Raw genomic sequence first — 25,016 nt, 5'->3', positions numbered from 1 at the left:
GGAGCGTATCATGGAACAGCAAGTCGTCCTGGTCACTGGCGCCAGCAGTGGAATCGGCCGGGAAACGGCCATCCTGCTGGCCAGGACCGGGCATATTGTTTACGGAGCGGCCCGGCGGCTGGACAAACTCCGGGAACTTTCCAAATACGGGGTCATTCCCCTGGTGCTGGATGTGACCAAGGAGTATTCCTGTCAGACCGCTTTGCAGCAGATCCTGGATCAGCAGGGCAGCCTGGACATATTGATCAACAATGCCGGATACGGTTCCTACGGCGCTGTGGAGGATGTGCCTCTCAGCGAAGCCCAGCGGCAGCTGGAAGTGAACGTGTTCGGGGCCATCCGGCTGACCAAACTGGTACTGCCCCTTTTCCGCCGGCAGCACCGGGGCCGCATTGTCATGGTCTCGTCCATTGCCGGACGGCTCACCGGTCCCTTCGGCGGCTGGTACCATGCCAGCAAATATGCCCTGGAGGCCCTCAGCGATGCCCTGCGTATGGAGACGGCCGGGCAGGGGGTGCAGGTAACCATCGTGGAACCGGGCCTGGTGAAGACCCCCTGGGGGCATATTGCGGCGGACCATTTGGAGGCTTCCTCCCGGCGGGGTCACTATGCCAAAGCAGCGGCGAAGATGGCGGCGGGCATTCGCCGTTTATATGGAAAGAAGTGGCTTTCCAGTCCCCGGGACGTGGCCAGGACCATATTCCTGGCGGCCAATGCCACCCAGCCCCAGGTCCGGTACCTGTGCGGCAGGGATGCCTGGCTGCTGCTTCTTGCACACACGATTTTGCCTGCCGGGATCTTCGATATGGCGGCCCGGTGGGTCATGAAGAAACTATCGTAAGGGAGGGGTTCCATGGATATCGTACGGCTGGGGAATCTGCAGCTTTCCCTGTTCCTGATGATCCTCATCGGACTCTATTTGCGCAAAAAGAACATTGTGGACGAATCCGGCAAACGGTGTCTCACCGATCTGGTGGTGAATGTGATCATTCCCTGTAACATCATCAAATCCTGTCTCATGCCTTTTGAGGGGAATATTTTTCTCACCTGCGGCCGGATCCTGGCGGCCGGGGCCATTTTGCAGTTCCTCTTCATGGGATTGAACCATTTTCTGTTCAACCGATATCCAGATACCCGGAAAAAGGTGCTGCAGTATGGCACACTGGTGTCCAACAGCGGCTTTTTGGGGTATCCGGTTGCTGAAGGGGTGTATGGATCCCTGGGCCTGTTCTACGCTTCGGTGTTCCTGATCCCCCTGCGGATGGTCATGTGGTCCGTGGGGACCAGTTATTTCATGGCATCCCATATGAGCCGGCGGCAGGTGCTGAAAAAGGTGCTGACCCATCCCTGCCTGATCGGGGTGTACATCGGCATCCTGATCATGGCGACCCAGGTGCGGCTGCCCGGTTTCCTGACCATGACCATCCAGTACATCGGAAACTGCAATGCGGCTGTCACCATGTTCATCATCGGGACCATCCTGGCAGATGTGCCCCTTTTAACCATTTTCAACCGGGACAGCTTCCTGTACAGTGTGCTGCGGCTGCTGCTGCTTCCGGCCCTGGCCTGGGGTGTCAGTGCGGCGCTGCACCTGGATGCGGTGGCTACGGGGATTGCCGTGCTCATGACCGGGATGCCGGCGGGGGCGACCACGGCCATCTTCGCCGCCCGGTATGGCAGCGATGCTCCCTTTGCCACAAAACTGACCGTATTGTCCACGTTGCTCAGCATGTTCACCATCCTGTTCTGGTGTGCCCTTTTGCCGGAACCATAAGTTCATCTTTTTTTCTCTTTTCTGCCTTGTTTCTGCTTCAAACTCGTACTATGATATATTCTGCTATCTATACGTAAGAAAGGCAGGAAAAAGGCAGGAATGCGCTTCCTCTGGTACTTTTTTAAATATCTGGTGGCCCTGGTGCTGGTCCTGCTGCTGGGGGTGGGGGCCTATGCAGGCAACACCGCCTACCAGCAGCTGTTCAACCGGCCCTGGGATAAACTCCTGGCCATCGAGAACCACCGCAATGACCTGGATACCATCCATATGCTGGAACAGAAATATGGATGGCAGCGGGTCTCCGTCCATTCCGGGGACGGGACCCGGCTGCAGGGCACCTACATCGAAAATCCCTCCGGCAGCCATGATACGGTGATCATCCTTCACGGGCTGTATCAGAACCGGACTATGGACGTACCCTATGCCAGGGTCTATCTGGCCCGGGGCTACAACGTACTCATGCCCGACATCCGGGGCCACGGGGAAAGTGGCGGTGAGACCAATGATTGGGGCATCCATGATGCGGAGGATATGGACAGCTGGGTGGCACTGCTCAAACAGCAGGATCCCCAGGTGCGCATCGGGTTCCATGGTATCTCCCTGGGAGCGGCCATGAGCCTGATCTACGCCGGTACCCCCCAGGGCCGGGCCATGAAGTTTTATGTGGCCGACAGTTCCTATGGCAATGTGCTGGAACTGGGACAGGAAAAATTGATGAACTATACCGACGACAAACGGCTGCTGCTGGGCATGGAGGTGGTGGAACCCTTTTTCCAGGCAGCCATGTACTATCACACCCGCAAGACCCTGCGGGATGTGGATCCGGCTTCCTGTGTGCAGCGGATGACCACACCGGTCCTGTTCCTCCACGGAGATGTGGACCGGCTGATTCCACCCCACATTGCGGAGAACCTGATGAACCGGTGTACCAGTTCCAATAAGAAGCTGGTTTATTTCGAAGGGTCCGGCCATGCCAACGAGATCATGGACAATCCCCGGGGATATGCCCTGGCTGTTGGACAGTTTTTGGATTCCCTGGAATAGACAAAAGGCGCTGTGAAAAAATCATTCACAGCGCCTTAAATTTGCCAGCGTAAGCTGGCTTCCATCGGCTAGAGACTAGTGACGGGGATGTGAAAATCATTTTTTCACATCCCCTTTCAGGTATGTCAGGCAAATTCCCTGGCCAGGGCGAGGAACTGGTCTTTGTGTTCCGGATACCAGCTGGTAAAAGGCTCTCTGGCTTTGAGAAGGGTTTCGTTCAGTGCCAGGAAGAATCGGGGCAGCCGGGCGGTGGGGATCAGAGCCAGGGGCTCGCTGATCCTTTCCTTTCCATAGGCATAGCTGCCATCGGCATAGACCTGGAAGGCACTGGCCCGTTCTCCGTTCACCAGGGTGAAGGCTCCCCGGAAGCCCAGGGGCGCCACACTCTGTACGGTGCAGGTGGAAGGGCAGCCGGAGAAATGGCATTTGGGCAGGTAGTGGGTATCTTCTCCGGATTCCCGCAGGACTCTCACCAGACGGGCCAGGGTACCATGGGAATCACACAGGCCCTGCTGACAGACAGCCGCACCGATGCAGCTTACGGAATGTTCGAAGTCCGTATGGGCAGTGTCGCTGTCAGTGAGAGTTGCGATGGTCCGTGCTTCCTCCGCAGTCAGATTGATGATGTAGCAGGTTTCGTCCGCATTCAGCCGCAGTTCGGCACCCTCCAGGGAACCGGCGGTATCCAGGAGCTTCCGGAATACAGCCATGTCCGGAACGCCGCCCACCGGTTTGTACTCCACATAGTACAGGCCTTCCTGTTTCTGGCCATGGATCCGGGGATTTTCCAGCACACGGTCGTCTTTACCGCGCTTTTCCAGTGCCGGTTCCGGTTCCAGTTCCAGGGCCGGTACTCCGCTGGCCTGGGCCCTTTCGGCAGCGGCCAGTACTTCCCGGCGGAACTGCTCATCTCCCAGCCTGTCACGGATGAAACGGGAACGGGCCGTACCCCGGTGCTGGTAGTCCCCGTACTTCATATACACATCCCGGGCGTATCCTTCGATGTACCAGGACAGGGCTTCTGCCGGAACCTGTTCTTTGATCTTCAGGCCGAAACGGGAGCCATTCACACCGAAACCGCCGCCGGCATAGACGTCGAAGGTGCCATCAGTGCGGGCCACGAAGCCCAGATCCTTGAAAGTGGCATGGCCTTCGTTGTCAATGCCGTTGGAGAAGCTGACCTTGTATTTTCGGGGCAGCTTCAGATCCGGGATCAGATTGGTCAGAAAGTTGGCAGCCGCCTTGATGGCAGGCGTCATGTCAAAAGGTTCCCCTTTTTCCACCCCATGGAGGGGACTGGCCGTCATGTTCCGGGGATTGTCCCCTCCAGCCCCATAGCAGTAGATGCCGGCCTCAAAGCATTCCTGGTACAGAGCCAGTACGGTCTTTTCATCCAGGTGATGGAGCTGGAGGGCTTCCCCGGTGGTGAAGTGGGCCAGCTGCACCTGATATTGCCGGATGACCCGGGCCAGGAACCGCATGTGGTCCGTATCGATGGCTCCGGCCGGGAAGCGCAGCCGCAGCATGCTGGTTCCGGCGCCCCGTTCTCCGTAGGAACCGAATTTGCCGCTGGTGCCTTTATACTTTGCCGGGGGCAGTTCCTTGGCATAGAAAGCTCTGGCCGCTTCCTGGAACACCGGGAACTGTTCCCGGATGGTTTCTTTTGTCTTTTCCGTAATCTGTGTCATGGATGTCCAAACTCCTTTTTCCAATCTTACAATCGATACCATCATACCATATTTTGTACCGGGAGGCAGTCGTTTTTTCTTTTCCGCTTTCTACCCCGGGTGCTGGATGCTACAGCACTTCAAAAAACAAAATGAACACCGCCATGAGTACCAGACCCAGGCCCAGGGAATAGGCGCACAGTTTTTTCTCGATGGGCTGCAGCGGAAAATATTCCTCCGCATCCTGGTCCAGCTGTACTGCATGGACCCTGGCTGTGGTGGGTTTCACCACCTGGCGTTCATAATATTCATCTGCTGCTGAATGTACATTGGTCAAAATATCCCTTTCCATTTGTAGATCCCTCATTTCTTTTCAATCATTGTTCTTTCGTTTTCAGTCGCTTACAACACCGGAGGCAGTACGCCGTGGTAGAAAATGTAGGAAATGCTCAGACCGACCCAGATGATGAAGCCCAGGAGAGTCACAGAATACACCCCGATGACACGGCCCAGGCCGGCGTTCCACAGCTTCCGAACATTGGTCACCAGGCCGATGGAGAAGAAGCACAGTCCGAAGAATACGGCCCGTAGCAGGTTGGCCTGGCCTGCCCCGGCTTTGGCACCGGCCATGATTCCAGGATGGGCCCAGCCGGCCAGGAAGATGCCCACCAACGTGACCACAAAGCCCAGAATGAATTTGGGAAACCGGTTCCAGATTTCCTGCTTGGAAACCTTGCCGCTGCTGCCTGCCGCTTTGGGGTTGTTCAGATGGTAGATGGACCAGACCACAGCCAGGATGAAGGACCATACCCCGATGAAGATGTCGATGAACACCTTGGAAGTGGTGGCAGCCATTAGGATCCAGCCTTCCTGATATTTCACCCCGAACAGTTCCAGGGCCCTGCTGCGGATCAGGCTGTCAGCGATGGCACCGGAGGCCACGGCCCCGCCGTCACTTTTGACCACAAGCCCCAGCCAGGAACCGGCCACCATGGGATCTCCGGGCAGGAAATAGGCCGCTGCAAAGGGCAGGATCAGCAGTTCCACGGCGACGAATACAATGATCACAGAAGCCAGGATGGTGGGGATGATCTGCCGGGCCTTGATGGCACTGCCCGTGGCGATGGCGGCTGCCACCCCGCAGATGGAGATGCCGGAGGCCATGGGAGCAGCCCATTCCGGCGTAAACTTAAAGAACTTCCGGGCTACGAAATACACCACCGGCCAGTAGATCAGGTAGGCTTCCACCACGGCGCACAGTCCCCGCAGGATGACCGTGCTGGCCAGGCCCAGGGCGCTGATGGCCTGGATACCGATGTTGGCCCCCAGGATCACGATGCCCGTCTTGATATACCATTCCGGCTTGGCTGCCGTGGAAAGGAACCGGGCCAGGGTGGGGAAGAAGTTCCCGATGATGAGTCCGGCCACCAGGGCAATCACAAAGCCCAGTTCGCCCAGGCTCAGGGACCAGCCGATGTGGAAGGCAGCCCGCTTGTTGGGGGTGGCTGCCAGGTAGGCGTAGTTGCCCAGGATGTTGGACAGGATGGTGATCCAGTAGATCACCGAAAAACCGGCAGCAAATTTTTTCACGTCGGCCTTCATGAATCGGGCCCCGATGGAGGTTACCCCCAGAGTGAACAGCCAGGTGGCGGTCAGGGCTCCCGGGCTGCCCAGCCAGGCGTAGGCTTTGGAGCTAGTCCCTACTGCTTTTGCCGGGTCGATCCAGACCCCGAAGGTGGCTGCCCAGCCCAGCAGGTCAAGCCCCCAGATCTTGCCCAGGCCCAGCAGGGTGATGAACAGCCCCAGCCATACGGCCCACCAGTCTTCGCTGCCCAGCAGGCCCGTGGGCCGGCTGCTCGTTTGGATATTTTCTTTGCTCATTGTCTTATCACCTCATGGAATGTTTGCTCCGGTGGCACAAAAAAACGCCACCTGCTTGACAGATGGCGTGTGAAAAACCACGGAGTCCGCACACTTCGCTCATCTGCCGGGAGAGTCCCGTTTGTTCGTTGCCGTACCCAAAGACGGCTGCCACAGCTGTGAGGAACGGATCCCGGGCTGTGGAAGATGATCGGTTGTGCAGGTGTTCAGTTGTAGAAAAGCCAGGCGTTACCCCATGCTTTCTGCGTTGTCACTGCACATTCGCTGACAGTGGCAACACATACATACAAAATTGAATCGGTTCTCCATGGTGGATTCTCCTTTTTAGGAAAGAAATTAAAAACATACTATTTCAGTATACATTGCAATGTATGGTGAAATTGTAGTCGACAAAGAGAATTTTGTCAAGGGCATTCTCCCAAAATATTTCACGGGCAGAGGACAGCCCTGTCCAGTGACGGTGGAAAGGGCTGCAGGGTTTGTGACGGGGAGCAGTTGACGGGAATTTTCCAGCATGGTATGGTAGGGATAGTAGAAGAAGAAAGAAGGCATCCTGATGTCGGAAGAACAAGTATCGGTACCGTATCCCATTCCAGAGGAAATCCGGGAGGAATATACCAAGTGGTACCATTTCATGATGGATCATGTGGAATTTGCGTTAAAGATCAGCCCCATCCACACCAAGGCTCATGCCGGACGGGTGCTGCTCTTTGCCCTGCTGATTGCCCAAAAGCGGGGACTGTCCCTGTCTGACTGGAACATCCTGGGGGCGGCGTCCTCCTTCCATGATACTCGGCGGCACGACGATTGTCTGGATGTAGGCCACGGGGCCCGGGGAGCAGCGTATTACCATGCTTACTGCAGAGGCCTGGGGCTTCCTTATTACCGGCTGGCAGCCCGGATCATGCAGTATCACGACCATCCTGATACCCTGGGAAACAAGATCATCGGAGAGGGGTTCGGTCCCCATGGGGTCCTGCTGTATCACATCTTCAAGGATGCAGATGCCCTGGACCGGTTCCGGCTGGGCCCCGGTGGCTTCGATCCCCGGTATCTGCGGACTCCGGAGGGCAAGGGGCTGTATGGATACGCCAGGGACATCTGGGCCCGGGTGATCCAGGCCGATCCCAGCCTGGACAGACATTGGCTGGAAGAGAAGAAGCGGGTGTGAAGAGAAAAAAATAAGGCGCTGTGAAAAAATCATCCACAGCGCCTTTATTTCGCTAGCGTCAGCTGGCTTCCATCGGCTAGTGACTAGAGACTAGTGACTAGTGACGGGGTGTGAAAAAGCATTTTTTCACACCCCCCTTTTTTCAGTGGCTGGTGGGTAGGGAGTAGTGTTTGGGAAAGAATTTTTTGCACGCAGGGCAGGTCGGCAAGGGGTGCCCTGCCCGGCGGCGACAATCAAGCTTTCTTTTCTCCTCGGATACTTCTCCTGTCATACTTGCTGTGGAAAGAAACAAAAAATAAGGGGCTGAGAAGAAATGAATCCTCATTTCTTTTCAGCTCCTTTTCCTGTTTTTGTAAAATCGAGCTTTCATCCGGAGGGAACTTACCGGGTGTACGTCAACAAGGCTACACTCTCCACATGGCTGGTGTGGGGGAACATGTCCACAGGCTGGACCTTGCGCACGACGAAGCCTCTATCCCGCAGGATGGCCGCATCCCTTGCCAGGGAGGCCGGGTTACAGGAAACGTACACCACCCGATGGGGCCGGACTTTCGCAATGGCATCCAGCACCCGTTGCTCGCAGCCTGCCCGGGGAGGATCCAGAACCACCACGTCAGGACGGCTGCCGTTTTTCACCAGCTCCGGCATTTCCCTGGCCGCGTCGCCACAGAGGAAATCCACGTTCTGGATGTGGTTGTCCCGGGCGTTCTGACGGGCGTCCCGGATGGCCGGGGCCACAATCTCGATGCCCAGAGCCCGCCGGGCCTTCCGGGACAGGAACAGGGTGATGGTACCGGTACCACAGTAGGCGTCAATGACATTTTCCTGACCGGTAAGGGCTGCATACTGCAGAGCCGTCTCATACAATTTTTCCGCCTGCAGGGTGTTCACCTGGAAAAAGGACAGGGGAGAGATGGAGAAGGTGAAGTCTCCCAGCCGGTCGTGGATGATCCCGGGTCCGTAGATGATCTTGTTCTTGGGGCCCAGAATGACATTGGTATGCCGGGTGTTCAGGTTCTGGACCAGGGTCACAAACCCGGGTACATCTTTTTTCAGCATGGACACCAGGTCTTTCAGGTGGGGCACCTGGGGCTCGTTGGTCACCAGTACAGCCATGACCTCGCCGGTCCGTACCCCCACCCGGCCCATGATGTGCCGCACAATGCCCCGGCGGGCATCTTCTTCCAGTGCCGGGATCCTGTATTGTTCCATCCAGCGCCGCACCACATGGACAATCTGGTTGTTGGCCTGCTGCTGGATGAGGCAGTCGTCCACGTCGATGATCCGGTGGGTGCCCTGGGCGTAGCAGCCAATGTGCAGGGTATGGTTCCTGCCCTGGGCCGCCGGGACCTGCATCTTGTTCCGGTAATGCCAGGGATCCGGAGCTCCCAGGGTTTCCAGTACCGCCAGGTTCTTGAAATGGCCGATCCGTTCCATGGCGTCCACTACAGTCTGGCGTTTCAGAGCCAGCTGGGCCGGATAGGACAGGTGCTGCAGCTGACAGCCTCCGCACTGGGCATATACAGGGCAGGGAGGGGTTACCCGGTCAGGGGAAGGGACCAGCAGCTTGGACAGCCGGGCCTGGCCGTAATTTTTCTTCAGGACCGTGACCTGGGCCTGGACCCGTTCACCGGGCAGCGCACCCGGCACAAAGAACGTAAAACCGCTGAGTTTGCCCACTCCTTCTCCGGAGCTTCCCAGTCCGGTGATGGTCAGTTCGATATTTTCTTTGGGTTTGAAGGGTATGTTCTTTTCTTTCATAATGTCTCCATTATACCACGGTTTTCAGGGAAAAATCCGACAGGAAAGGATGAATTGCGGGGAAAATGCCGGAAAGGGTAAAAAAAGCCTCAGAATTGACAAAATTACATGTTTTTTATATGATATAGAAAGAAAAGACGATAGAAAAACAAAAGGACGCTGTGGTGAGTTCAGCGCCCATTTTTTCAATACTGGGAAAAGGGTCCGGCTGGGAGGCGCAGGGAGTTCGATTGATTGATTTTATGAGGGGGACAACAAATGGATTGGAAGCATGATTTGCTGCTGCTTTGTTATGTGGCGCTGGGGGGCGCCCTGGGTTCTGTAGCCCGGTTTCTGGTGGCCAAATCCCTGAAGGGGGTATGGGGACATGGCTTTCCCTGGGAAATGGTGTTTGTGAACACCTTTGGCTGTATCCTGGTGGGCCTTTGTGCAGCGTTCCTGTATACGAAGCTGCCCCATCCCCGGTGGGCCATGCTTCTCTATTGGGGGTTCATTGGCGGTTTCACTGCCTTTTCTTCCTTCATCAAGGAAGGTCTGCATTTTTTTCTCCACGGAGAACACATTACCGGTTTCCTGTACATCCTGCTCCAGAATACCCTGGGGATGGTGGCGGCCGGGGTGTCTTTCTGGCTGGGGAAATCTCTCATGTAAAAGGAGAATTGTTCCGATATGAATCCATTTTTCATGACCCTGTTACTGGTGGGACTGGGAGGATCAGCAGCGATGTGGGCGCTGTATCGTACCGGTCTTTCTTTTTTGCGGCCCTGGTGGACCCTGGGCCTTTTTTTGTTTCTGCCCCTGTGTTTCACGGTGAGCAATGTATATCTCCATGCCTTTCCCCGTCCGGTGACCCGGTTGCTGGCCTGGGTGGGCGGTCTGTGGATGGGATTGTTGTATTATGCCGTGCTGGGGGCCGTGCTGGTGCTCCCGGGACTGCTCATTGGCTGGCTGGGCCATGCACCTGCTTTCAGCCTCCGGGTCACCCGGATCGTTGCCGGCGTGGTGCTCCTGCTGGCAGCAGGGGGCTGCTGGTGGGCCACCCATCCAGTGGTTCGGCAGGTGACCTATACCACGGACAAACCCGTCCCCGGACCTTATAAAGTGGTATTTGCCTCCGACCTCCACTTCGGCGGTCTGTTCGGTACGGAGTACGGAAAGGAGCTGGCAGCCCGGATCAATGGCCAGCAGCCGGATCTGATCCTGCTGGGCGGTGATATTGTGGACGGAGACCTGCCCTTCGTGCAGCAGGAGGGCAGCCTGGATACCCTGAAGGAGCTGCGGGCCCGGGATGGGATCTATGCCGTCTATGGCAACCACGACAAGCGTATGGATACGGCCACCATCGAACGGAGCCTGCTGGAAAAGGAGGGCATCCGGTTCCTGGTGGATGAGACGAAGCCGGTGAACGCCTGGCTGTCGCTCACCGGACTGGATGATTACCTGTTTGGGGACAGACGGGCCCGGTTCCAGCCGGAAACAGGCAAATGCAATATCCTGATGGAACACGAACCCCGGCGTCTGGAAAAAGCGGCGGAGGAGGGATACGACCTGTATTTTGCCGGCCATACCCATGCGGGGCAGCTGCTGCCCAACCGGCTGATTACCAGGAAGATGTACCCTCTGGACTACGGTTCCAGATGGTTCGGCACCATGCTGGCCACAACCTCCAGCGGCTACGGCCTGTGGGGTGTACCCATCCGCAGCGGGCCACGGCCGGAGATCGTGGTGGTGACGATCCTACCGAAAAAGGACTGATGCTTACAGCGTCAGTCCTTTTTTGTAGCATTCCGCCTTCTTTTCCAGCTTCATGGGATAGGCCCTGGAGGAAGAGGGGAGACGGGTCAGCTCGTACCGCTTCCCTCCCAGCCGGATGGGCACTGTGGTGTTGGTCCGGGGCAGCTTCGGCGGTTCTGTGCACTGGTGCAGCACGACTTCCGTAGCCTTTTCCCCGGTGGTCACCAGCCGCCGGCAGTGGGGCAGCCGGGACAGCATGGTACCCAGGTCCGCCTCTTCCACGATGTGGAGGAATTTGTCCGAGGCGTTTCCCTTTTCCCGCTGGGCACGCAGCACCGTGGGACCCAGGGCGATGCCGGCCTTTGAGAGAAATGCCCTGATCTTATCCGGGTCGAAGGCTTTTTCCGTGCCCCTGCGGAAATGGTCCGGATCCTGGAAATAGATGATTCCCAGGATCCGCCACATATCATTCTGAAAGTTGGGATAGTAGAAATCCATGGCCCGCTTTCCTTCCGCCGGGGGAAAAGTCCCTAAAACCAGCACTCGGGCATTCTCCGGCAGGAACGGCGGAAACGGGTGTACCTCAATGGGCAGGTCCGGAAGAATGCCCGGCATTGCCTTTGCTTTATCCATAAGATGATTCTCCTTCCTCAGCCACTAGCCACCATATACTGTACCCATAAGTGTGGACACTTTTTAAGAGTAGCACCTGCCCACAAAATTGGACAGGCTACAATTTGAATCCTTTAAAATTGACGTGCTCATTTTGGACCCAACCTATTGAACACAATCATATGTATGTGGTATCCTCAAATCCAATAAAGCCAAGGAGAATCCACATGAGCAGAAAACTTTTTACTGAGGAGCAGATTGCAGCGTTGCGCCAGAACCCTTATGTGTATAGCGTAAGCCGCTCTACCCTGGTCCTGAGGAAGTCCTTTAAAGAAATCTTTTACACCGAATATATGGAAGGAGTCTATCCCAAAGACATCTTCAAAAAATACGGCTTTGACCCTGCTGTGCTGGGCGAAAGACGCATTGGCGGTGCTCTCCAGCATATCAAAGAGGAATATGCCAAATATGGCTGTTTCTATGAAGGCAGGAGACCCGCCGACAGGTCTGACACCGCCGCCAAGGTCAAGCATGAAGATGACATTAAGGCCCTCAGACATGAAGTTGAATACTTGCGGCAGGAAGTGGAATATTTAAAAAAAATTTCCGCGATCAAGAACACAAAAAGGTAGATTCTCTGCTCATGAACGATTCCTCTTGTGTGTTCGAAATCATAGAAAAGACGGTAAGTACCAGCGAGAACAGACTTTCCATCAGCAGTTTATGCAAGATGGCAGGCGTGTCCCGAAGCGGTTATTATGCCTGGGTGAAGGCGGAAGCATTTCGGCAGGCCCAGGAAGAACAGGACCGCAAGGACTTTGAACTGATCCTTGCCGCTTACAAAAGACGAGGGTACAAGAAGGGCGCCCGCAGCATCTATATGGAGCTGCTCCACATGGATCCGCCCGTCATTATGAATGTGAAGAAAATCCGTCGTCTGATGAAAAAGTTCCACCTGCTTTGCCCCATCAGGAAGGCGAATCCCTATCGGCAGCTGGTGAAAGCCCTGAAGACCAATACGGTGGCCGATAACTTGCTGCAGCGCCAGTTTGAGGACTATGGCCCTCGCATGGTACTGCTGACAGATATTACGTACCTTCCTTACAATGGGATCTTTGCTTATCTTTCTACCATATTGGATGCCTATACCAAGCAGATTCTGGCGTATGTCCTCAGCAATTCTTTGGAGATGGATTTCGTGGTAGAAACGGTGAACAACCTGATTCGAGATCACGGCGTCTCACTGCATGCTGAAACCATCGTGCATTCTGACCAGGGTTGCCATTATACGAGTCACAGCTTCATTGATATCCTCCATGACAAGGATCTCAGACAATCCATGTCACGGCGGGGGAATTGCTGGGACAATGCGCCGCAGGAAAGCTTCTTCGGCCGTATGAAAGACCATGTGAAAAAGAAAATTGCAGCAGCAGTGAGCTTTGGGGAGGTGAAGGCCATCGTAGATGATTACATGGATTATTACAACAACGATCGCTACCAGTGGGAACTGGCGAAACTGTCGCCAAACGAGTTCTACCAATTTGTAACAACAGGGGTTTATCCGCTCGATATTCCCAAGATGCCCGAGGTTCCTACATTGAAGCGGAGAGCCTGTGAGCTGGGGAACCAGCTCACCTCATAAAATGGCAAAAGCAGCCATTTTATGAGTAAGGAGCCAGTACATGAGATTTGGATGGTTAGGGGCCTTCTGATAGACAATTACCAGACGTCCATTTTAAAGGTACCAAGATTGTTGAACTGTCTAAAACAAGGGGTCCTACTTTTATAAACTGTCCTTGACAAGGGGTACGGTTTACCAGCCACTAACCACTAACCACTAACCACTAACCACTAACCACTAACCACTAACCACTAACCACTAACCACTAACCACTAACCACTAACCACTAACCACTAACCCCACTTACTCCTCCGGATTTTTCAGCAGCTTGAAGCTTTCCTTGTGGTATTCCAGGATGCCTTCTTTCTGCATCTTGCTCAGTTCGTTGCTCAGGGCGCTCCGGTCCACGCTCAGGTAGTCGGCCATCTGCTGCCGGTTGTAGGGAACGGTGATGATCTTCTTTTTCTGCTGGGCTGCCAGGAAGGACAGGTAGGACAGGACACGTCCCCGGATGGACTTGGAGGAGGTATGCAGGATCCGCCGGGCCAGGGCCAGGTTCTTCCGGGCCAGGATGTGCAGCAGGTTGTCACTGATCTGCTGGTGCTGGGGGCAGCTGCGGGAACAAGTGTGGAACACCTTCCGCAGGTCCATCATGAGCACCGTGGTGTCGGTGACAGCCTGGACGTTGATCAGCAGGGGTTCGTTTTCCGCACAGGCATAGGCTTCGGCGAACAGTTCCCCGGGGCCCATGGTTCCCAGCAGGTTTCGATTGCCCCACAGGTCGTCGTTTTCGATGATGACCCGGCCGCTCAGGACCATGCTCACCGTGTGGACGATATCCCCGGCATAGTGGATATAGGATCCTTTGGGAAAGGAACGGATCACGCCGCCCAGGCAGTGCATCCGCAGTTCGATTTCCTGGGGAGGTACATTCTTGAACAGGGCCGTTTGGGCCAGAAATGCAGTATCCATAGCAGATTCCATAACGCATTCTCCTTGTTGTTTTGACAACATTTAACTTTTTTCCAGTATACGTCGAAAGGGGAAGAAAAGCAAGAGGGGGGACCCCTTGACGAAGTCCTGTTTCTGTGTTACAGTGAGACTAATTTCAAATCAATGTTGCAATGAAAAGAAGAGTACCTTCGGCGCACGGCACAGAGAGCTTCCGACCGGTGAAAGGGAGAGCGGGCCAAGAAGGGAATATGGCCTTGGAGCAGATGATTGAAACCAAGTAGGTCGTCCGGGTGTGCCCGTTACAGCACTGGAGCATCCGAACGCGGTTCGCGTGCTCGAGAGGCCTGGTTCGCCAGGCGAAGCCGGGTGGTACCACGATGCTTTCGTCCCTGCAGGGACGGAAGCTTTTTTTATGTATTGTACGAAGGAGTGATTCATATGCCAATCAAGATCGATTCCCATCTTTCCGCCAAGGAAAAACTGAGAGAGGAAAATATTGTCACCATCGATAACGACCGGGCCATGACCCAGGATATCCGTCCCCTGAAGATCCTGATCCTGAACCTGATGCCACTGAAGAAACCGACAGAAGTGCAGCTGCTGCGCCTCTTGGGGAATACCCCTCTGCAGCTGGAAATCGATTTCTGCCGTCCGGTGACCCGGGTGGGCACCCATACGGATAACTCCTACCTGGAATCTGCCTATCTGGAATTCAGGGATGTGGCTGACAAGTACTACGATGGGCTGATTGTCACCGGAGCTCCGGTGGAAAAGCTGGAGTATGAGGACGTGGAATACTGGGGCGAAATCGAGGAATACCTGGAATGGGCCCGCACCCATGTTTATTCCGTCCTCCATTACTGTTGGGGCGCCCAGGCCGGCCTGTACTACTACTACGACATCCCCAAAGTGATGCTGCCCCAGAAACTGTGCGGCATCTATCCCTACGGGCTTACCGTGCGGAACCATCCCCTGCTGCGGGGGTTCGATGACCGGTATTTCATCCCCCAGAGCCGGTACACCAAGGTGGACGATGCCATGGTGGACAGCAACCCACAGCTGCAGGTGCTGAGCCGCAGTGTGGAAAATGGCATCAATATTGTGGCCACCGAAGATATGCGCCGGGTGTTTGTCATGGGCCATTTCGAATACGACCGGATGACCCTGCGGGACGAATACGTGCGGGATCGGGACAAGGGGCTGGATCCGGCTCTGCCCAAACATTACTATCCCACCGATGACACCACCCAGGAACCTCTGTTCAAGTGGTGCAGCTATGCCCATCTGTTCTATCTGAACTGGCTGAACATGGTGTATCAGGATACCCCGTACGATCTGACCAAACTGACGAAGAAGGAATGATGGGAACGGGTGTAGCTTCGACCCAGGACCTTATGTTCATGGATCTGGCCCTGGAAGAGGCCCGGCAGGCGGCCCGGGAGGGAGAAATTCCCGTGGGGGCCGTGCTGGTGCGGAAGGGGCAGGTGGTGGCCCGGGCCCACAACCGCCGGGAACAGGACCGGGACGCCACAGCCCATGCCGAACTGCTGGCCATCCGCCGGGCCTGTGAAAAACTGGGACGCTGGCGGCTCACGGACTGTACCTTGTATGTAACCCTGGAACCCTGTCCTATGTGTGCCGGAGCCATCTGGAACGCCCGGATCGGCCGTCTGGTGTACGGAGCCTGGGACAGTGCCGCCGGGGCCTGCGGTTCCCAGTTCAACCTGCCCGTCCATCCGTCCCTGAACCACCGGACGGAGGTGACGGCCGGGATACGGGAAAAAGAAAGCCGGGAAATTTTGCGGGATTTTTTGAAAGCCAGACGATAAATATGGTATAATAGAAAAATCTCATGGATGGGTGTCCGAGCGGTTGAAGGTGCTTGACTCGAAATCAAGTGTGCCCAAAAGGTACCGAGGGTTCGAATCCCTCCCCATCCGCCATATAGGATTGGTGAAAATGGATTTTCACCAACCGTCACTAGTCACTGGCCACTGGTCACTAGCGAAAGGAAGCCAGCATGGCTGGCAAAAGTAAAGGAGCCGTGAGAAATACCGCCTGCATTGCTGGTATTTTTCATGGCTTTTTTCAGTAGAAAGGTAGGAAAGATGATGAAAACGTATCAGCCCATCACCGAAGGAATCGCAGAAAAGTTGAAGGCGATCGTGGGTGAAAAGTTCGTTTGGACCGATGAGGACCATCTGGAACAGTACAAGACCGACGAGGAAACGGATCCCCGGAAATTCCACCGGCCGGAGGCAGTGGTGGCACCGGCTTCCACAGAAGAAATCGCTTCCATCATGAAACTGGCCAATGCAGAACATTTTCCGGTGACGCCCCGCAGCGGCGGTACCAGTGTGTCCGATGGGGCCATCCCCGTGTGCGGCGGTCTGGTGCTGCTTATGGAACGGCTGGATAAGATCCTGGAAGTGAGTCCGGAAGGGATGTACCTGCGGGCCCAGGCCGGTGCCCGTACCGGAGATGTGCAGCAGGCCGCCCGAGAAAAAGGCCTGTTCTATGCCGGGGATCCCTGCAGTGCCGACAGCTGCCTGATCGGAGGCAACCTGGCCACCAATGCCGGCGGTGATAAGGCGGTGCGATACGGGACCACCCGCAACCAGGTCCATGCCATCGAAGTGGTACTGCCCAACGGGCAGATTGCCCACCTGGGGACCCGCTGCAAGAAAAACTCCACAGGGTACTGCCTGGACCAGCTGGTGATCGGCAGCGAAGGGACCCTGGGGATCATCACGGAAGTGACGCTGAAGCTGCTGCCCCAGGCTCCCTGTAAAGCCGATGTACTGGCCATCTTCACGGACCAGGACAAGGCCACAGGCATTGTTCCGGTGCTTCTGCGGGAAGGTCTCGATCCCACCAGCGTGGAATTCATGGACAATGCCTTTGTGCGTGCCTCCAGTGAGTATTCCAAACTGGATCTGGGCCATTACGAGGACGGTTCCTATGTGATCCTGACCCTGGAAACCTTTGATGAAGAAGAGTTGGACCGGAAGCTGCTGAAGCTGGATGAACTGTGCCGCAGCCATGGAGCTGTGGAGGTGGGGATGGCGGATGACCGGGTGTGGACCCTGCGGAAGAATTGCCTGGAATCCACCCGGGTATTGAGCAGGGTCATGACCAGCGATGATTTCGTGGTTCCCCTGGACAAAATTGCCCGGACCATCAGTCAACTTTCCCGGGAAGCCCGGAAGTATCCGTTCCGGGTTTTCACCCTGGCCCATGCCGGTGATGGCAACCTGCATTTTTCCATTTTAAAAGGGGACCTGAGCGACGAAGCATGGGAACAGGCCCTGGATGCCTTCCACGCCAAAGCCTATGGATATGTATATGCCATGGGTGGCAGGCTCAGTGGGGAACACGGTATCGGTGCCAAGAAAGTGAAACAGCTGGCCGCCCTGGCTGACCCGGGCGAACTCTACATGATGCAGACCATCAAACAGGCCCTGGACCCTCAGGACATCCTGAACCCGGGAAAGGTACTGGCGGTCTACTGAAAAGGGAAGGGACGTGGCCTTTTGGCCAACAAAAATAGGCTGTCGCAAATGCGACAGCCTATTTCCTTTATTTTCCCGGCGGGCTGCAAGGGCAGGCACCCCTGCGGCACATGGGGGTATCCGCTTATTGCTGCTTCCTTCCGGACCTGACAAGATTCACAGGCCTCCATTGCGCAGGACCCACTCTTGCAGTCCGCCGGAAAAATAAAAGCCGCAGAATGCGGCTGATGGACTAAAAAATGGCGGAGAGTGAGGGATTCGAACCCTCGATACGGTTTCCCGTATACACGCTTTCCAGGCGTGCTCCTTCAACCACTCGGACAACTCTCCAGGTTGAATTGCTGATTGACAGCTATTCAGTTTTTATGATTGCAATCACGACAATCACGAGTTACAGTATAACGAATTTACCCTCCCTTGTCAAGGTATTTTTTTGAAAAAAACAAGAATCTAGTTGAAGTCCCTGCTGGAAAAAAGGTATAATAGCAAAGTAGCACTACAGAAAGGATGGGAGACATGGCATACGTAGCATTGTACCGTACCTGGCGTCCCCAGGATTTCGACGACCTGGTGGGACAGGAACCCATCAAGAAGGCCCTGACCAATGCGCTGGAAACGGGCCGGATTTCCCATGCCTATCTGTTTGCCGGGCCCCGGGGTACCGGCAAGACCAGTACCGCCCGGATCCTGGCCAAAGCCCTGAACTGCGAGAAGGGCCCTACAGCCCATCCCTGCAACCACTGTACCAACTGTCGGGAAATCACAGAAGGAACCTCCAGTGACGTGGTGGAAATCGATGCCGCTTCCAACCGGGGCATTGACGAGATCCGGAAACTGCGGGAGCAGGTGTACTTTGCGCCTGTGTCCAGCCGGTACAAGGTCTACATCATCGACGAAGTGCACATGATCACCACCGATGCCTTCAATGCGCTGCTGAAAACCCTGGAGGAACCGCCGGACCATGTGGTGTTCATCCTGGCCACCACCGAGCCCCAGAAGATCCTGAACACCATCCTGTCCCGCTGCCAGCGGTTCGATTTCCATCGGGCCACGGTGGACGAAATTGCCCGGCACCTGGCCAGAGTGGCGGCAGGCAGCCACATCGAGGCAACTCCCCAGGCCCTGCGCCTGATGGCCATCCAGGCTGATGGGGGGCTGAGGGATGCCCTGAGCCTCTTGGATCAGTGCAGCGTGATGGCCAGCCCGGTGACGGAAGAGACCGTCCGTCAGGTATTGGGCCTGGTGGGCCGGGAAAAGCTGCGTCAGCTGGTCACCCAGATCGGCCGGCGGGACCTTTCCGGGGCTCTGGATTCCCTGAACCAGTTGCTGGAACAGGGCAGGGAGATGGAACAGATCCTGGCGGAGCTGATGGAATACTTCCGGGCTCTGCTGCTGTTTCAGGCAGACAGGGAATACCAGGAAATCTACCTAACCGATACCCGGGAAGCCCTGGAGCAGGCGGCAGGCCTTTTTACCAGGGACCAGATCGTGGCCCATGTGGAACGGATCCATGAGGCAGTGAAGGAAAGCCGGTATTCCCTGCGGAAGAAGATCGTAGGGGAACTGTGCCTGTTCGATCTGTGCAAAGAACGGGGAAATTCGGAGGCGGCCCTTCTGGCCCGGATCGAGACCCTGGAACAGCAGGTGGCGGCCCTGACTGCGGGGGGCATCCCGGCGGCACCGGTCCGTCCGGCGGTGACGGCATCTGTGGATGCAGCCCCGGCCTCGGCCACGCCGGTACCGCCGGTTCCTGCACCTGCAGCGACTCAGTCGGTCAGCAGACCCCGGGCCCGGCAGGTATTCGCAAAAATGGCGGCGGCCCAGCAGGCGGAACGTCCGGCAGTTCCGGCGGTTGCCGCTCCGGAAGGAACCTCTGCAGCACCGGTCGCCCCTGTGGGTCCTGTGTCGGCGGTTCCCTCCCGGGCTCCGGAGGAGGTGCAGTTCAACGGCAGCGGACGGGCCCAGGCCCAGCAGCTGTGGCAGCTGGTGCTCCAGGGCCTGAAGCGGCGCCGGAAACGGACGTTCATGATCTATGCGGAAATGGCCAAAGTGGCTGACTTTCAGGGACAGACCCTGCTCCTTACCGTAAGCACCGATTTCGGCAAGGAAAAGATGGAGGAACCTTCCTTTAAGAATTTGATCCAGGAAATCCTGAAGGAAGCCACGGGCCAGGCTCTCAGGCTGGAAGTCATCCAGTCGGAGGGAGAAATCACGTTGAACAAGCCGGCCGCAGGTCCTGCCTCCGCACCGGTACCGCAGGCCTCTGATCCGATTCCGGCTTCCCCGGCACCGGAAACAGCACCCCTGCCTCCGGAACCGGAGGCCCCGGAGAATTCTCCACAATCGGCACCGGCCCCTGGGGCCGTTACCACGCCTCCCACGGCCCGGGAGGCTGCGCAATCAGCAATCCCCGCCACCCCTGTGAAACCTTCGGAACTCCCGGACGGAGTGAAAAAGGCCATACAGGTCTTTGGCGGTGAAGTGTATAAAGAATAAATCCCTGAGTGGATATGTAGGAGGAAATGAAATGTTTAAAGGCGGAATGGCAATGAATGGCATGCAGGGCATGTTGAAGAAAGTCCAGAAGATGCAGAGCCAGATGAGCAAACTGCAGGAAGAACTGAAAGAACGGGAAGTGGAAGGCACTGCCGGTGGTGAAGCTGTCAAAGTGGTGGTGAACGGCAACAAAAATCTGCTGAAACTCACCATTTCTCCCGATGCCGTGGATCCGGACGATGTGGAAATGCTCCAGGACCTGATTGTGACCGCTGTCAATGATGCCATGAAGAAAGTGGATGACATGACGGAAAGCGAACTGGGCAAGGTCACTGGCGGGCTGAAACTCCCCGGGATGTTTTGATCCGGTTTTATCATGCGAATGGTAAAACCCCTGGCACGGCTCCATGAACAGCTGCGCAAACTGCCGGGCATCGGCAGCAAGAGTGCGCTGCGGCTGGCGTACCATGTGCTGGATATGAAACGGGAGGATGTGGAAGCCCTGGCCCAGTCCCTGCTGGACGTAAAGGACAAGGTCCATCTCTGCCGCCAGTGCTTCGATCTGTGCGAAGGGGACCTGTGCGAGATCTGCCAGGATGAGACCCGGGACCGGAGCCTGGTGTGCGTGGTGGAACAGCCCCAGGACGTGGCCGCCATGGAGCGGACCCGTGGGTACCAGGGCCTGTACCACGTGCTCCACGGGGTGCTTTCGCCCCTGGATGGAGTGGGGCCCGACCAGCTGAAGATCCGGGAACTGCTGCTGCGGCTCCAGAAGGGCACCATCAAAGAAGTGATCATCGCCACCAATTCCGATGTGGAGGGGGAGGCCACGGCCAATTACCTGGCCGGGCTGATCCGTCCCACCGGCATCAAGGTCAGCCGCATCGCCCATGGTCTGCCTGTCGGTGGGGACCTGGAGTATGCCGATGAACTGACTTTGTATAAAGCGCTGGAAAACCGGCGAGAAATCTGAAAGGCAGGTCGTAACCATGGAAATGTGGCTTGCGGCGGGGGCAGCGCTCGTTGTGCTGTTCTTCGTCATCAATATGTTCTCTCTGTCGCTGAAACTGCTGTGGAATGGCATCTGCGGAGTCATCCTGCTGTGGCTGTTCAATCTGGTGGGCGGAATCTTCGGGGTGACCATCCCCATCCATTTCATCTCGGCACTGGTGGCCGGGTTCTTTGGCGTCCCCGGTGTCATCGTCATGCTGCTGATGCAGGTCATGGGCTGATGCCATGCTGCACAAATCGTCCAATGAAAAAGTCCGTGTCCTCTGCTATCTGATCATCGGGGGCACGGCTGCTTTGTTTGAATGGAGCCTGGTATACCTGTTCAACCTGCGCTGGGGCTGGAACTACCTGGTGGCTACAGCGGCCGCCTACCTGTGCTCTACAGTGTGTCATTATATCGCTACCAACATCTGGGTGTTCACCAGCGGAGTCCGGTACAGCAGAAAGAAAGAATTTTCCCTGGTGCTGGTGGTTTCCACCCTGGGCCTTCTGTTCAACGTGCTGCTCATGCGGATTTTCGTAGGCGGAATGGGCCTGCCGGTGATGGTTTCCAAGATCATCGCTTCGGCCCTTGTGACCATCTGGAACTATTTTTCCAGGAAAAAATGGATTTACGTAGAATGAAGAAAAAGTAGGGGATCAAGATGCTGCGTCATAAAGTCGATATTGAAGCGTTCCAGAAAGTGCTGCTGATCCACAATCGAAATTCTGGGAAACAGAATTTCTTCAGCGGGATCCACAGCAATGTGGAAAGCATTGCCCGGCAGCTGATGCGGATGTACGGACCGGAACGGTTCCAGTACGTCACAGTGGGGACCTTTGGGGAGACCCAGGCCGCCGGGAAGAAAATCTGCGAGGAGAAGATCCAGTGGGTGATCGTGGCCGGGGGCGACGGTACCCTGCGGACCCTGGTGGAAGAATGTGTGGACAAGGATTACTGGCCCTACATCAGCATCTATCCAGCTGGTACCGTGAACCTGGTAGCCAAGGAACTGATGCAGAAGACCGATGTGCACAACTGGATGTACCGGGTCTCCAAGGGCGTCACCACCCCGGTGTGCCTGGGAAAGGCCAACGACAGGATTTTCCTTACCGTGGCCGGGATTGGCGTGGATTCCATGGTGGTGAAGCAGGTGACACCCAGGGAAAAGAAGTACCTTTCCACCCTGGCCTATGTGCGCCAGAGCGGCCGGGTGCTGGGCAACGAAATGCTGCTCCACAACTGGAAGTATCGCTTCCAGGTCATGATCAACGACGACGGAACCTGGCATCAGGCCAGTTCCGTCATCGTGACCAAGAGCCGCTATTATGCGGGGCGGTTCTCTCTGGTCAACGGAGGGTCCCTGTCGAAACCCACCATGCATGTGTGCCTGTTCACAAAGGGACGCTGCGTGGACTTTTTGCGATATACGGCCCTGATCGCGGCTGATATGCTGAACCTGGACAAAAGCGTGGAAATCTATCCGGCTACCCAGGTGGATATCCGCTGCAATGTGAAGAAGTTTGCGGCCGAACTGGACGGGGATGCAGTGGTGGATTCGCCGCTGTCCATCATTCTGCTGCCCAAACCGCTGCAATTCATTTCCTGAGGGGGCTGCTGTGAAAAAGAAACTCGCATACATCCTGTTCCTGGTCATTTGCTTCATGGCAGAGGCCGGGTATCGCTGGAACTTTTTGAAGGAGATCACGCCCTTTCCCTGGGCGGAATTCTGGTACCATACCCTGAACTATTTTCTGCGGGATGTGCTCCTTTCTCTGGTGGCACTGCTGCTGTATGCCCGCCGGAAACGGATCCCGGACCGGATCCACCGGTATTTTCCGGTGGCTGTGACAGGGGCGTTGTATCTGCTGGACGCTCTGTTCATGGTCACGTATCTGGAACTGGATCCGGGCTTTATGACCACCCTGTCGGTACTGGCCGGACTGTTCAACAACATCGTGCTGGTGCTGCTGGCGGCCATGATTTATCACCACTGGCCCAATAGGCTGTGGAAGGCCATCTATTTCCTGGTCTTTTATGTGACCTGCGTGCTGATCCTGGGGGACGGGATCTATTTCTGGAATACGTCCATGCACGTGGAGAGCGTCTTGTTCGACAACCTGAATGTGTACGCCGCCAAGGGCATCCTGGCCACCACGGAGAACTGGCAGCTGGGACTGCTCGGAGTGATCCTTCTGCTGTTCATTCCCCTGTTCCGGGTCAGCACGCCCCGGCGGCACAAACCCAACCTGCCCTGGTCCCTGCTCCTGGTGGCGTTGCTTACCATGGTACTGAACGGCGGCTACTGGCTGCTGGCCGAGGGTGTGTACCTGGCTATCGACAATACAAACGGCCTGGATATCGAAGTGGATATGGAAAAGAGCCGCCGCCCCACCCGGACCATGGTGGCCTATCCCATCAATGTGAACTTCTTCCAGAAGGCGTTCTTCAAGACCGATAAGGTGGTGCAGGATCCCTGGAAGTTCCAGGAACGGGAGCTGACGGACAAAGATGTGGCGGAACTTACCCGGCTGGGCATCCTGCCGAAAGGGAAACCGGTACCCCTGGAGAAACCGGCCTACGACCGGGTGGTTATGCTGATCCTGGAAAGCGTCCATCGGGACTATCTCCATTACTACAATCCCAATATACCGGCTGATGCCACCCCGTATCTGGATTCCCTGGTGAAGAAGTATCCCCACATCGATCATTATTATTCCTCGGCTGTGCCCACCACCCAGGGATTGAACGCCACGTTCCGATCCCAGCTGATCTATGATAAGGACCTGCCGGGGCAGAAGCAGCCGTCCCTGTTCCGCAGTGTGCAGCAGGCCGGGTATAGCGGCTATTTCGTCAACGCCTCCAGCCGGTACTATGCCAATGAATACCGGGAATATCCGGCCCAGTTCGGCATGGAGCATTACCTGGCCAAAGAGGATCTGGGCAACCTGGGATACAAGGGCGCCAGCGGCTGGGGCTTCCACAATGATGTGATGTATGACTTCACCCTGAAGACCCTGGCTGAACACAGGAATGAAAAAATGCTTCTGGTCTGCAAGACCCTGGATATGCACCAGCCCTATCCGTACTACGGCTATACCTACGCGGAGATGCCGGAGGATGTGCGGGATAACGGAACGGCCACGGTCTGCGGCATGTACTGGGTGGACAAGACCATCCAGCATTTCTTCGAAGAAGCGGAGAAAGAGGGCCTTATGGACGACCGGACCCTGTTCATCGTTACCGCAGACCACAATCCCCATTCCGGCGGTGAGTACAAGAAACTGGTGGAAAATCCCCAGGATAAACAGAGTGTGGCACCCATCCCGGTGATCTTCATCTCGAAGAACCTGCAGCCGTTGAAGGATCTGGACGAGAGCATCTATGCCAGCCAGCAGGATATGGCTCCCACCCTGCTGAGTCTGCTGGCTCTTCCCACACCGGATGAATTCATGGGCCGGAACCTGCTGCAGCCCGGCAATGAACGGTCCTATGCCCTGGGGTATTTCGGAGGCAAGGCCTACTATTATTCCCAGCCGGAATATGTGGTGGCTACCCTGGATGAGGAACATCCGGACACGGAAGCCAAGGATGCCATTGCCAATTACCTGATGTGCGGGTACGTGAAGCGTCATCTGGAGTTTTTACAGAAATAGAAAACACGGACCTGGGAACGGGAGTCCCTCATGGGCCGCCCCTACACATGGAAACACACAATCCGATGTGTTCCGTAGGGACTACCCGTAAGGGGAGTCCGTCCCCGGGTCGCCCGGAGGGCTATATTTTATTGCCAGCGAA

General features: G+C 56.2%; 24 protein-coding genes, 2 tRNA genes, 1 other RNA gene and 1 other annotated feature. Of the genes, 19 read left to right on the top strand and 8 right to left on the bottom strand.

All coding sequences use genetic code 11. The features are described 5' to 3' along the window. Window positions 1-10 precede the first annotated feature (10 nt). The 3 genes from BQ5462_RS02140 to BQ5462_RS02130 all read left to right on the top strand — a co-directional run bounded on the left by BQ5462_RS02140 (window position 11) and on the right by BQ5462_RS02130 (window position 2,818). Window positions 11-841 (top strand): oxidoreductase, encoded by an 831-nt coding sequence (locus tag BQ5462_RS02140; RefSeq protein ID WP_071141810.1) that lies wholly within the window; start codon window positions 11-13, stop codon window positions 839-841. 12 nt (window positions 842-853) lie between these two features. Then, window positions 854-1,774: an AEC family transporter gene (locus BQ5462_RS02135; protein WP_071141809.1), complete on the top strand. Its 921-nt coding sequence runs from the start codon at window positions 854-856 to the stop codon at window positions 1,772-1,774. A gap of 99 nt (window positions 1,775-1,873) precedes the next feature. Continuing rightward, the gene (locus BQ5462_RS02130; protein WP_071141808.1) at window positions 1,874-2,818 is read left to right on the top strand and encodes an alpha/beta hydrolase; all 945 of its coding nucleotides are present in this window, start codon (window positions 1,874-1,876) and stop codon (window positions 2,816-2,818) included. 125 nt (window positions 2,819-2,943) lie between these two features. Here the strand turns inward: BQ5462_RS02130 and BQ5462_RS02125 are convergent, their stop codons facing one another. The 3 genes from BQ5462_RS02125 to BQ5462_RS02115 form a co-directional block, all read right to left on the bottom strand. Next, entirely contained in the window at window positions 2,944-4,506 is a 1,563-nt protein-coding gene (locus BQ5462_RS02125) for a nitrite/sulfite reductase (protein WP_071141807.1), read from the bottom strand. Window positions 4,507-4,615: 109 nt separating this feature from the next. Then, window positions 4,616-4,837 carry a hypothetical protein gene (locus BQ5462_RS02120; protein WP_071141806.1) on the bottom strand — a complete coding sequence of 74 codons (222 nt, stop codon included), beginning with the start codon at window positions 4,835-4,837 and terminating at the stop codon, window positions 4,616-4,618. 50 nt (window positions 4,838-4,887) lie between these two features. Further along, window positions 4,888-6,366, bottom strand: coding sequence for a putative sulfate exporter family transporter (locus BQ5462_RS02115; RefSeq protein ID WP_071141805.1), 1,479 nt, complete (start codon window positions 6,364-6,366; stop codon window positions 4,888-4,890). 556 nt (window positions 6,367-6,922) lie between these two features. Here BQ5462_RS02115 and BQ5462_RS02110 point away from each other — a divergent pair. Further along, the gene (locus tag BQ5462_RS02110) at window positions 6,923-7,537 is read left to right on the top strand and encodes a hypothetical protein (protein WP_071141804.1); all 615 of its coding nucleotides are present in this window, start codon (window positions 6,923-6,925) and stop codon (window positions 7,535-7,537) included. 381 nt (window positions 7,538-7,918) lie between these two features. On the opposite strand, the gene rlmD is transcribed toward BQ5462_RS02110, so the two are convergent. Then, window positions 7,919-9,298, bottom strand: a complete 1,380-nt coding sequence (gene rlmD / locus BQ5462_RS02105; RefSeq protein ID WP_071141803.1) for a 23S rRNA (uracil(1939)-C(5))-methyltransferase RlmD — start codon at window positions 9,296-9,298, stop codon at window positions 7,919-7,921. A 258-nt stretch (window positions 9,299-9,556) separates the two neighbouring features. Here rlmD and BQ5462_RS02100 point away from each other — a divergent pair, with 258 nt between their 5' ends. Next, window positions 9,557-9,949, top strand: coding sequence for a fluoride efflux transporter FluC (locus BQ5462_RS02100; RefSeq protein ID WP_071141802.1), 393 nt, complete (start codon window positions 9,557-9,559; stop codon window positions 9,947-9,949). Window positions 9,950-9,967: 18 nt separating this feature from the next. Then, window positions 9,968-11,053: a metallophosphoesterase gene (locus tag BQ5462_RS02095; RefSeq protein WP_071141801.1), complete on the top strand. Its 1,086-nt coding sequence runs from the start codon at window positions 9,968-9,970 to the stop codon at window positions 11,051-11,053. A 3-nt stretch (window positions 11,054-11,056) separates the two neighbouring features. Here the strand turns inward: BQ5462_RS02095 and BQ5462_RS02090 are convergent, their stop codons facing one another. After that, window positions 11,057-11,665, bottom strand: a complete 609-nt coding sequence (locus tag BQ5462_RS02090) for a uracil-DNA glycosylase family protein (protein ID WP_083378038.1) — start codon at window positions 11,663-11,665, stop codon at window positions 11,057-11,059. A gap of 206 nt (window positions 11,666-11,871) precedes the next feature. On the opposite strand from BQ5462_RS02090, the gene BQ5462_RS02085 reads away from it, so the two are divergent. Together BQ5462_RS02085 and BQ5462_RS02080 are read left to right on the top strand one after the other, a co-directional pair. Continuing rightward, window positions 11,872-12,276: an HTH domain-containing protein gene (locus tag BQ5462_RS02085; RefSeq protein WP_071141606.1), complete on the top strand. Its 405-nt coding sequence runs from the start codon at window positions 11,872-11,874 to the stop codon at window positions 12,274-12,276. An 11-nt stretch (window positions 12,277-12,287) separates the two neighbouring features. Next, entirely contained in the window at window positions 12,288-13,286 is a 999-nt protein-coding gene (locus BQ5462_RS02080) for an IS3 family transposase (RefSeq protein WP_071141607.1), read from the top strand. A gap of 282 nt (window positions 13,287-13,568) precedes the next feature. Here the strand turns inward: BQ5462_RS02080 and BQ5462_RS02075 are convergent, their stop codons facing one another. Further along, window positions 13,569-14,249, bottom strand: a complete 681-nt coding sequence (locus BQ5462_RS02075) for a Crp/Fnr family transcriptional regulator (protein ID WP_235819548.1) — start codon at window positions 14,247-14,249, stop codon at window positions 13,569-13,571. 131 nt (window positions 14,250-14,380) lie between these two features. After that, window positions 14,381-14,613 (top strand) — a binding site (T-box leader). A 44-nt stretch (window positions 14,614-14,657) separates the two neighbouring features. On the opposite strand from BQ5462_RS02075, the gene BQ5462_RS02070 reads away from it, so the two are divergent. The 4 genes from BQ5462_RS02070 (at window position 14,658) to BQ5462_RS02055 (ending at window position 17,731) form a co-directional block, all read left to right on the top strand. Further along, entirely contained in the window at window positions 14,658-15,581 is a 924-nt protein-coding gene (locus tag BQ5462_RS02070) for a homoserine O-succinyltransferase (protein WP_071141800.1), read from the top strand. Next, window positions 15,578-16,048 carry a tRNA adenosine(34) deaminase TadA gene (gene tadA / locus BQ5462_RS02065; protein WP_071141799.1) on the top strand — a complete coding sequence of 157 codons (471 nt, stop codon included), beginning with the start codon at window positions 15,578-15,580 and terminating at the stop codon, window positions 16,046-16,048. The genes BQ5462_RS02070 and tadA overlap by 4 nt, the downstream gene beginning before the upstream one ends. Window positions 16,049-16,073: 25 nt before the next feature. After that, window positions 16,074-16,162 (top strand) — tRNA-Ser (locus BQ5462_RS02060). A 168-nt stretch (window positions 16,163-16,330) separates the two neighbouring features. Next, window positions 16,331-17,731, top strand: a complete 1,401-nt coding sequence (locus BQ5462_RS02055) for an FAD-binding oxidoreductase (protein WP_071142114.1) — start codon at window positions 16,331-16,333, stop codon at window positions 17,729-17,731. A gap of 86 nt (window positions 17,732-17,817) precedes the next feature. Here BQ5462_RS02055 and ffs read toward each other — a convergent pair. Further along, window positions 17,818-17,917: signal recognition particle sRNA small type (ffs, locus tag BQ5462_RS02050), an RNA gene on the bottom strand. A gap of 54 nt (window positions 17,918-17,971) precedes the next feature. Continuing rightward, a tRNA-Ser gene (locus tag BQ5462_RS02045) sits at window positions 17,972-18,061 on the bottom strand. 186 nt (window positions 18,062-18,247) lie between these two features. Here BQ5462_RS02045 and dnaX point away from each other — a divergent pair. The 7 genes from dnaX to BQ5462_RS02010 are packed head-to-tail and all read left to right on the top strand — an operon-like array spanning window position 18,248 to window position 24,874. Continuing rightward, the gene (gene dnaX, locus BQ5462_RS02040) at window positions 18,248-20,227 is read left to right on the top strand and encodes a DNA polymerase III subunit gamma/tau (protein WP_071141798.1); all 1,980 of its coding nucleotides are present in this window, start codon (window positions 18,248-18,250) and stop codon (window positions 20,225-20,227) included. A 31-nt stretch (window positions 20,228-20,258) separates the two neighbouring features. Then, window positions 20,259-20,591 carry a YbaB/EbfC family nucleoid-associated protein gene (locus BQ5462_RS02035; RefSeq protein WP_071141797.1) on the top strand — a complete coding sequence of 111 codons (333 nt, stop codon included), beginning with the start codon at window positions 20,259-20,261 and terminating at the stop codon, window positions 20,589-20,591. Window positions 20,592-20,603: 12 nt separating this feature from the next. After that, window positions 20,604-21,200 (top strand): recombination mediator RecR, encoded by a 597-nt coding sequence (recR, locus tag BQ5462_RS02030; RefSeq protein WP_071141796.1) that lies wholly within the window; start codon window positions 20,604-20,606, stop codon window positions 21,198-21,200. Window positions 21,201-21,216: 16 nt separating this feature from the next. Further along, the gene (locus BQ5462_RS02025; protein ID WP_071141795.1) at window positions 21,217-21,459 is read left to right on the top strand and encodes a pro-sigmaK processing inhibitor BofA family protein; all 243 of its coding nucleotides are present in this window, start codon (window positions 21,217-21,219) and stop codon (window positions 21,457-21,459) included. A 4-nt stretch (window positions 21,460-21,463) separates the two neighbouring features. After that, window positions 21,464-21,862: a GtrA family protein gene (locus BQ5462_RS02020; protein WP_071141794.1), complete on the top strand. Its 399-nt coding sequence runs from the start codon at window positions 21,464-21,466 to the stop codon at window positions 21,860-21,862. 20 nt (window positions 21,863-21,882) lie between these two features. Further along, on the top strand, window positions 21,883-22,827 hold the full coding sequence (locus BQ5462_RS02015) for a diacylglycerol/lipid kinase family protein (protein ID WP_071141793.1): 945 nt from the start codon (window positions 21,883-21,885) through the stop codon (window positions 22,825-22,827). A 10-nt stretch (window positions 22,828-22,837) separates the two neighbouring features. Continuing rightward, window positions 22,838-24,874 (top strand): LTA synthase family protein, encoded by a 2,037-nt coding sequence (locus BQ5462_RS02010; protein ID WP_071141792.1) that lies wholly within the window; start codon window positions 22,838-22,840, stop codon window positions 24,872-24,874. The last annotated feature ends 142 nt before the right edge of the window (window positions 24,875-25,016 follow it).

The sequence above is a fragment of the Acidaminococcus timonensis genome (genome assembly GCF_900106585.1).
Classification (GTDB): domain Bacteria; phylum Bacillota; class Negativicutes; order Acidaminococcales; family Acidaminococcaceae; genus Acidaminococcus; species Acidaminococcus timonensis.
This window is presented reverse-complemented; position numbering and strand designations above follow the sequence as displayed.

Bases quoted from the DNA above. Each gene is read 5' to 3' on its own strand.
- BQ5462_RS02140 (WP_071141810.1), top strand. From the start codon at position 11: ATGGAACAGCAAGTCGTCCTGGTCACTGGCGCCAGCAGTGGAATCGGC.
- BQ5462_RS02135 (WP_071141809.1), top strand. From the start codon at position 854: ATGGATATCGTACGGCTGGGGAATCTGCAGCTTTCCCTGTTCCTGATG.
- BQ5462_RS02130 (WP_071141808.1), top strand. From the start codon at position 1,874: ATGCGCTTCCTCTGGTACTTTTTTAAATATCTGGTGGCCCTGGTGCTG.
- BQ5462_RS02125 (WP_071141807.1), bottom strand. From the start codon at position 4,506: ATGACACAGATTACGGAAAAGACAAAAGAAACCATCCGGGAACAGTTC.
- BQ5462_RS02120 (WP_071141806.1), bottom strand. From the start codon at position 4,837: ATGGAAAGGGATATTTTGACCAATGTACATTCAGCAGCAGATGAATAT.
- BQ5462_RS02115 (WP_071141805.1), bottom strand. From the start codon at position 6,366: ATGAGCAAAGAAAATATCCAAACGAGCAGCCGGCCCACGGGCCTGCTG.
- BQ5462_RS02110 (WP_071141804.1), top strand. From the start codon at position 6,923: ATGTCGGAAGAACAAGTATCGGTACCGTATCCCATTCCAGAGGAAATC.
- rlmD (WP_071141803.1), bottom strand. From the start codon at position 9,298: ATGAAAGAAAAGAACATACCCTTCAAACCCAAAGAAAATATCGAACTG.
- BQ5462_RS02100 (WP_071141802.1), top strand. From the start codon at position 9,557: ATGGATTGGAAGCATGATTTGCTGCTGCTTTGTTATGTGGCGCTGGGG.
- BQ5462_RS02095 (WP_071141801.1), top strand. From the start codon at position 9,968: ATGAATCCATTTTTCATGACCCTGTTACTGGTGGGACTGGGAGGATCA.
- BQ5462_RS02090 (WP_083378038.1), bottom strand. From the start codon at position 11,665: ATGGATAAAGCAAAGGCAATGCCGGGCATTCTTCCGGACCTGCCCATT.
- BQ5462_RS02085 (WP_071141606.1), top strand. From the start codon at position 11,872: ATGAGCAGAAAACTTTTTACTGAGGAGCAGATTGCAGCGTTGCGCCAG.
- BQ5462_RS02080 (WP_071141607.1), top strand. From the start codon at position 12,288: ATGAACGATTCCTCTTGTGTGTTCGAAATCATAGAAAAGACGGTAAGT.
- BQ5462_RS02075 (WP_235819548.1), bottom strand. From the start codon at position 14,249: ATGGAATCTGCTATGGATACTGCATTTCTGGCCCAAACGGCCCTGTTC.
- BQ5462_RS02070 (WP_071141800.1), top strand. From the start codon at position 14,658: ATGCCAATCAAGATCGATTCCCATCTTTCCGCCAAGGAAAAACTGAGA.
- tadA (WP_071141799.1), top strand. From the start codon at position 15,578: ATGATGGGAACGGGTGTAGCTTCGACCCAGGACCTTATGTTCATGGAT.
- BQ5462_RS02055 (WP_071142114.1), top strand. From the start codon at position 16,331: ATGAAAACGTATCAGCCCATCACCGAAGGAATCGCAGAAAAGTTGAAG.
- dnaX (WP_071141798.1), top strand. From the start codon at position 18,248: ATGGCATACGTAGCATTGTACCGTACCTGGCGTCCCCAGGATTTCGAC.
- BQ5462_RS02035 (WP_071141797.1), top strand. From the start codon at position 20,259: ATGTTTAAAGGCGGAATGGCAATGAATGGCATGCAGGGCATGTTGAAG.
- recR (WP_071141796.1), top strand. From the start codon at position 20,604: ATGCGAATGGTAAAACCCCTGGCACGGCTCCATGAACAGCTGCGCAAA.
- BQ5462_RS02025 (WP_071141795.1), top strand. From the start codon at position 21,217: ATGGAAATGTGGCTTGCGGCGGGGGCAGCGCTCGTTGTGCTGTTCTTC.
- BQ5462_RS02020 (WP_071141794.1), top strand. From the start codon at position 21,464: ATGCTGCACAAATCGTCCAATGAAAAAGTCCGTGTCCTCTGCTATCTG.
- BQ5462_RS02015 (WP_071141793.1), top strand. From the start codon at position 21,883: ATGCTGCGTCATAAAGTCGATATTGAAGCGTTCCAGAAAGTGCTGCTG.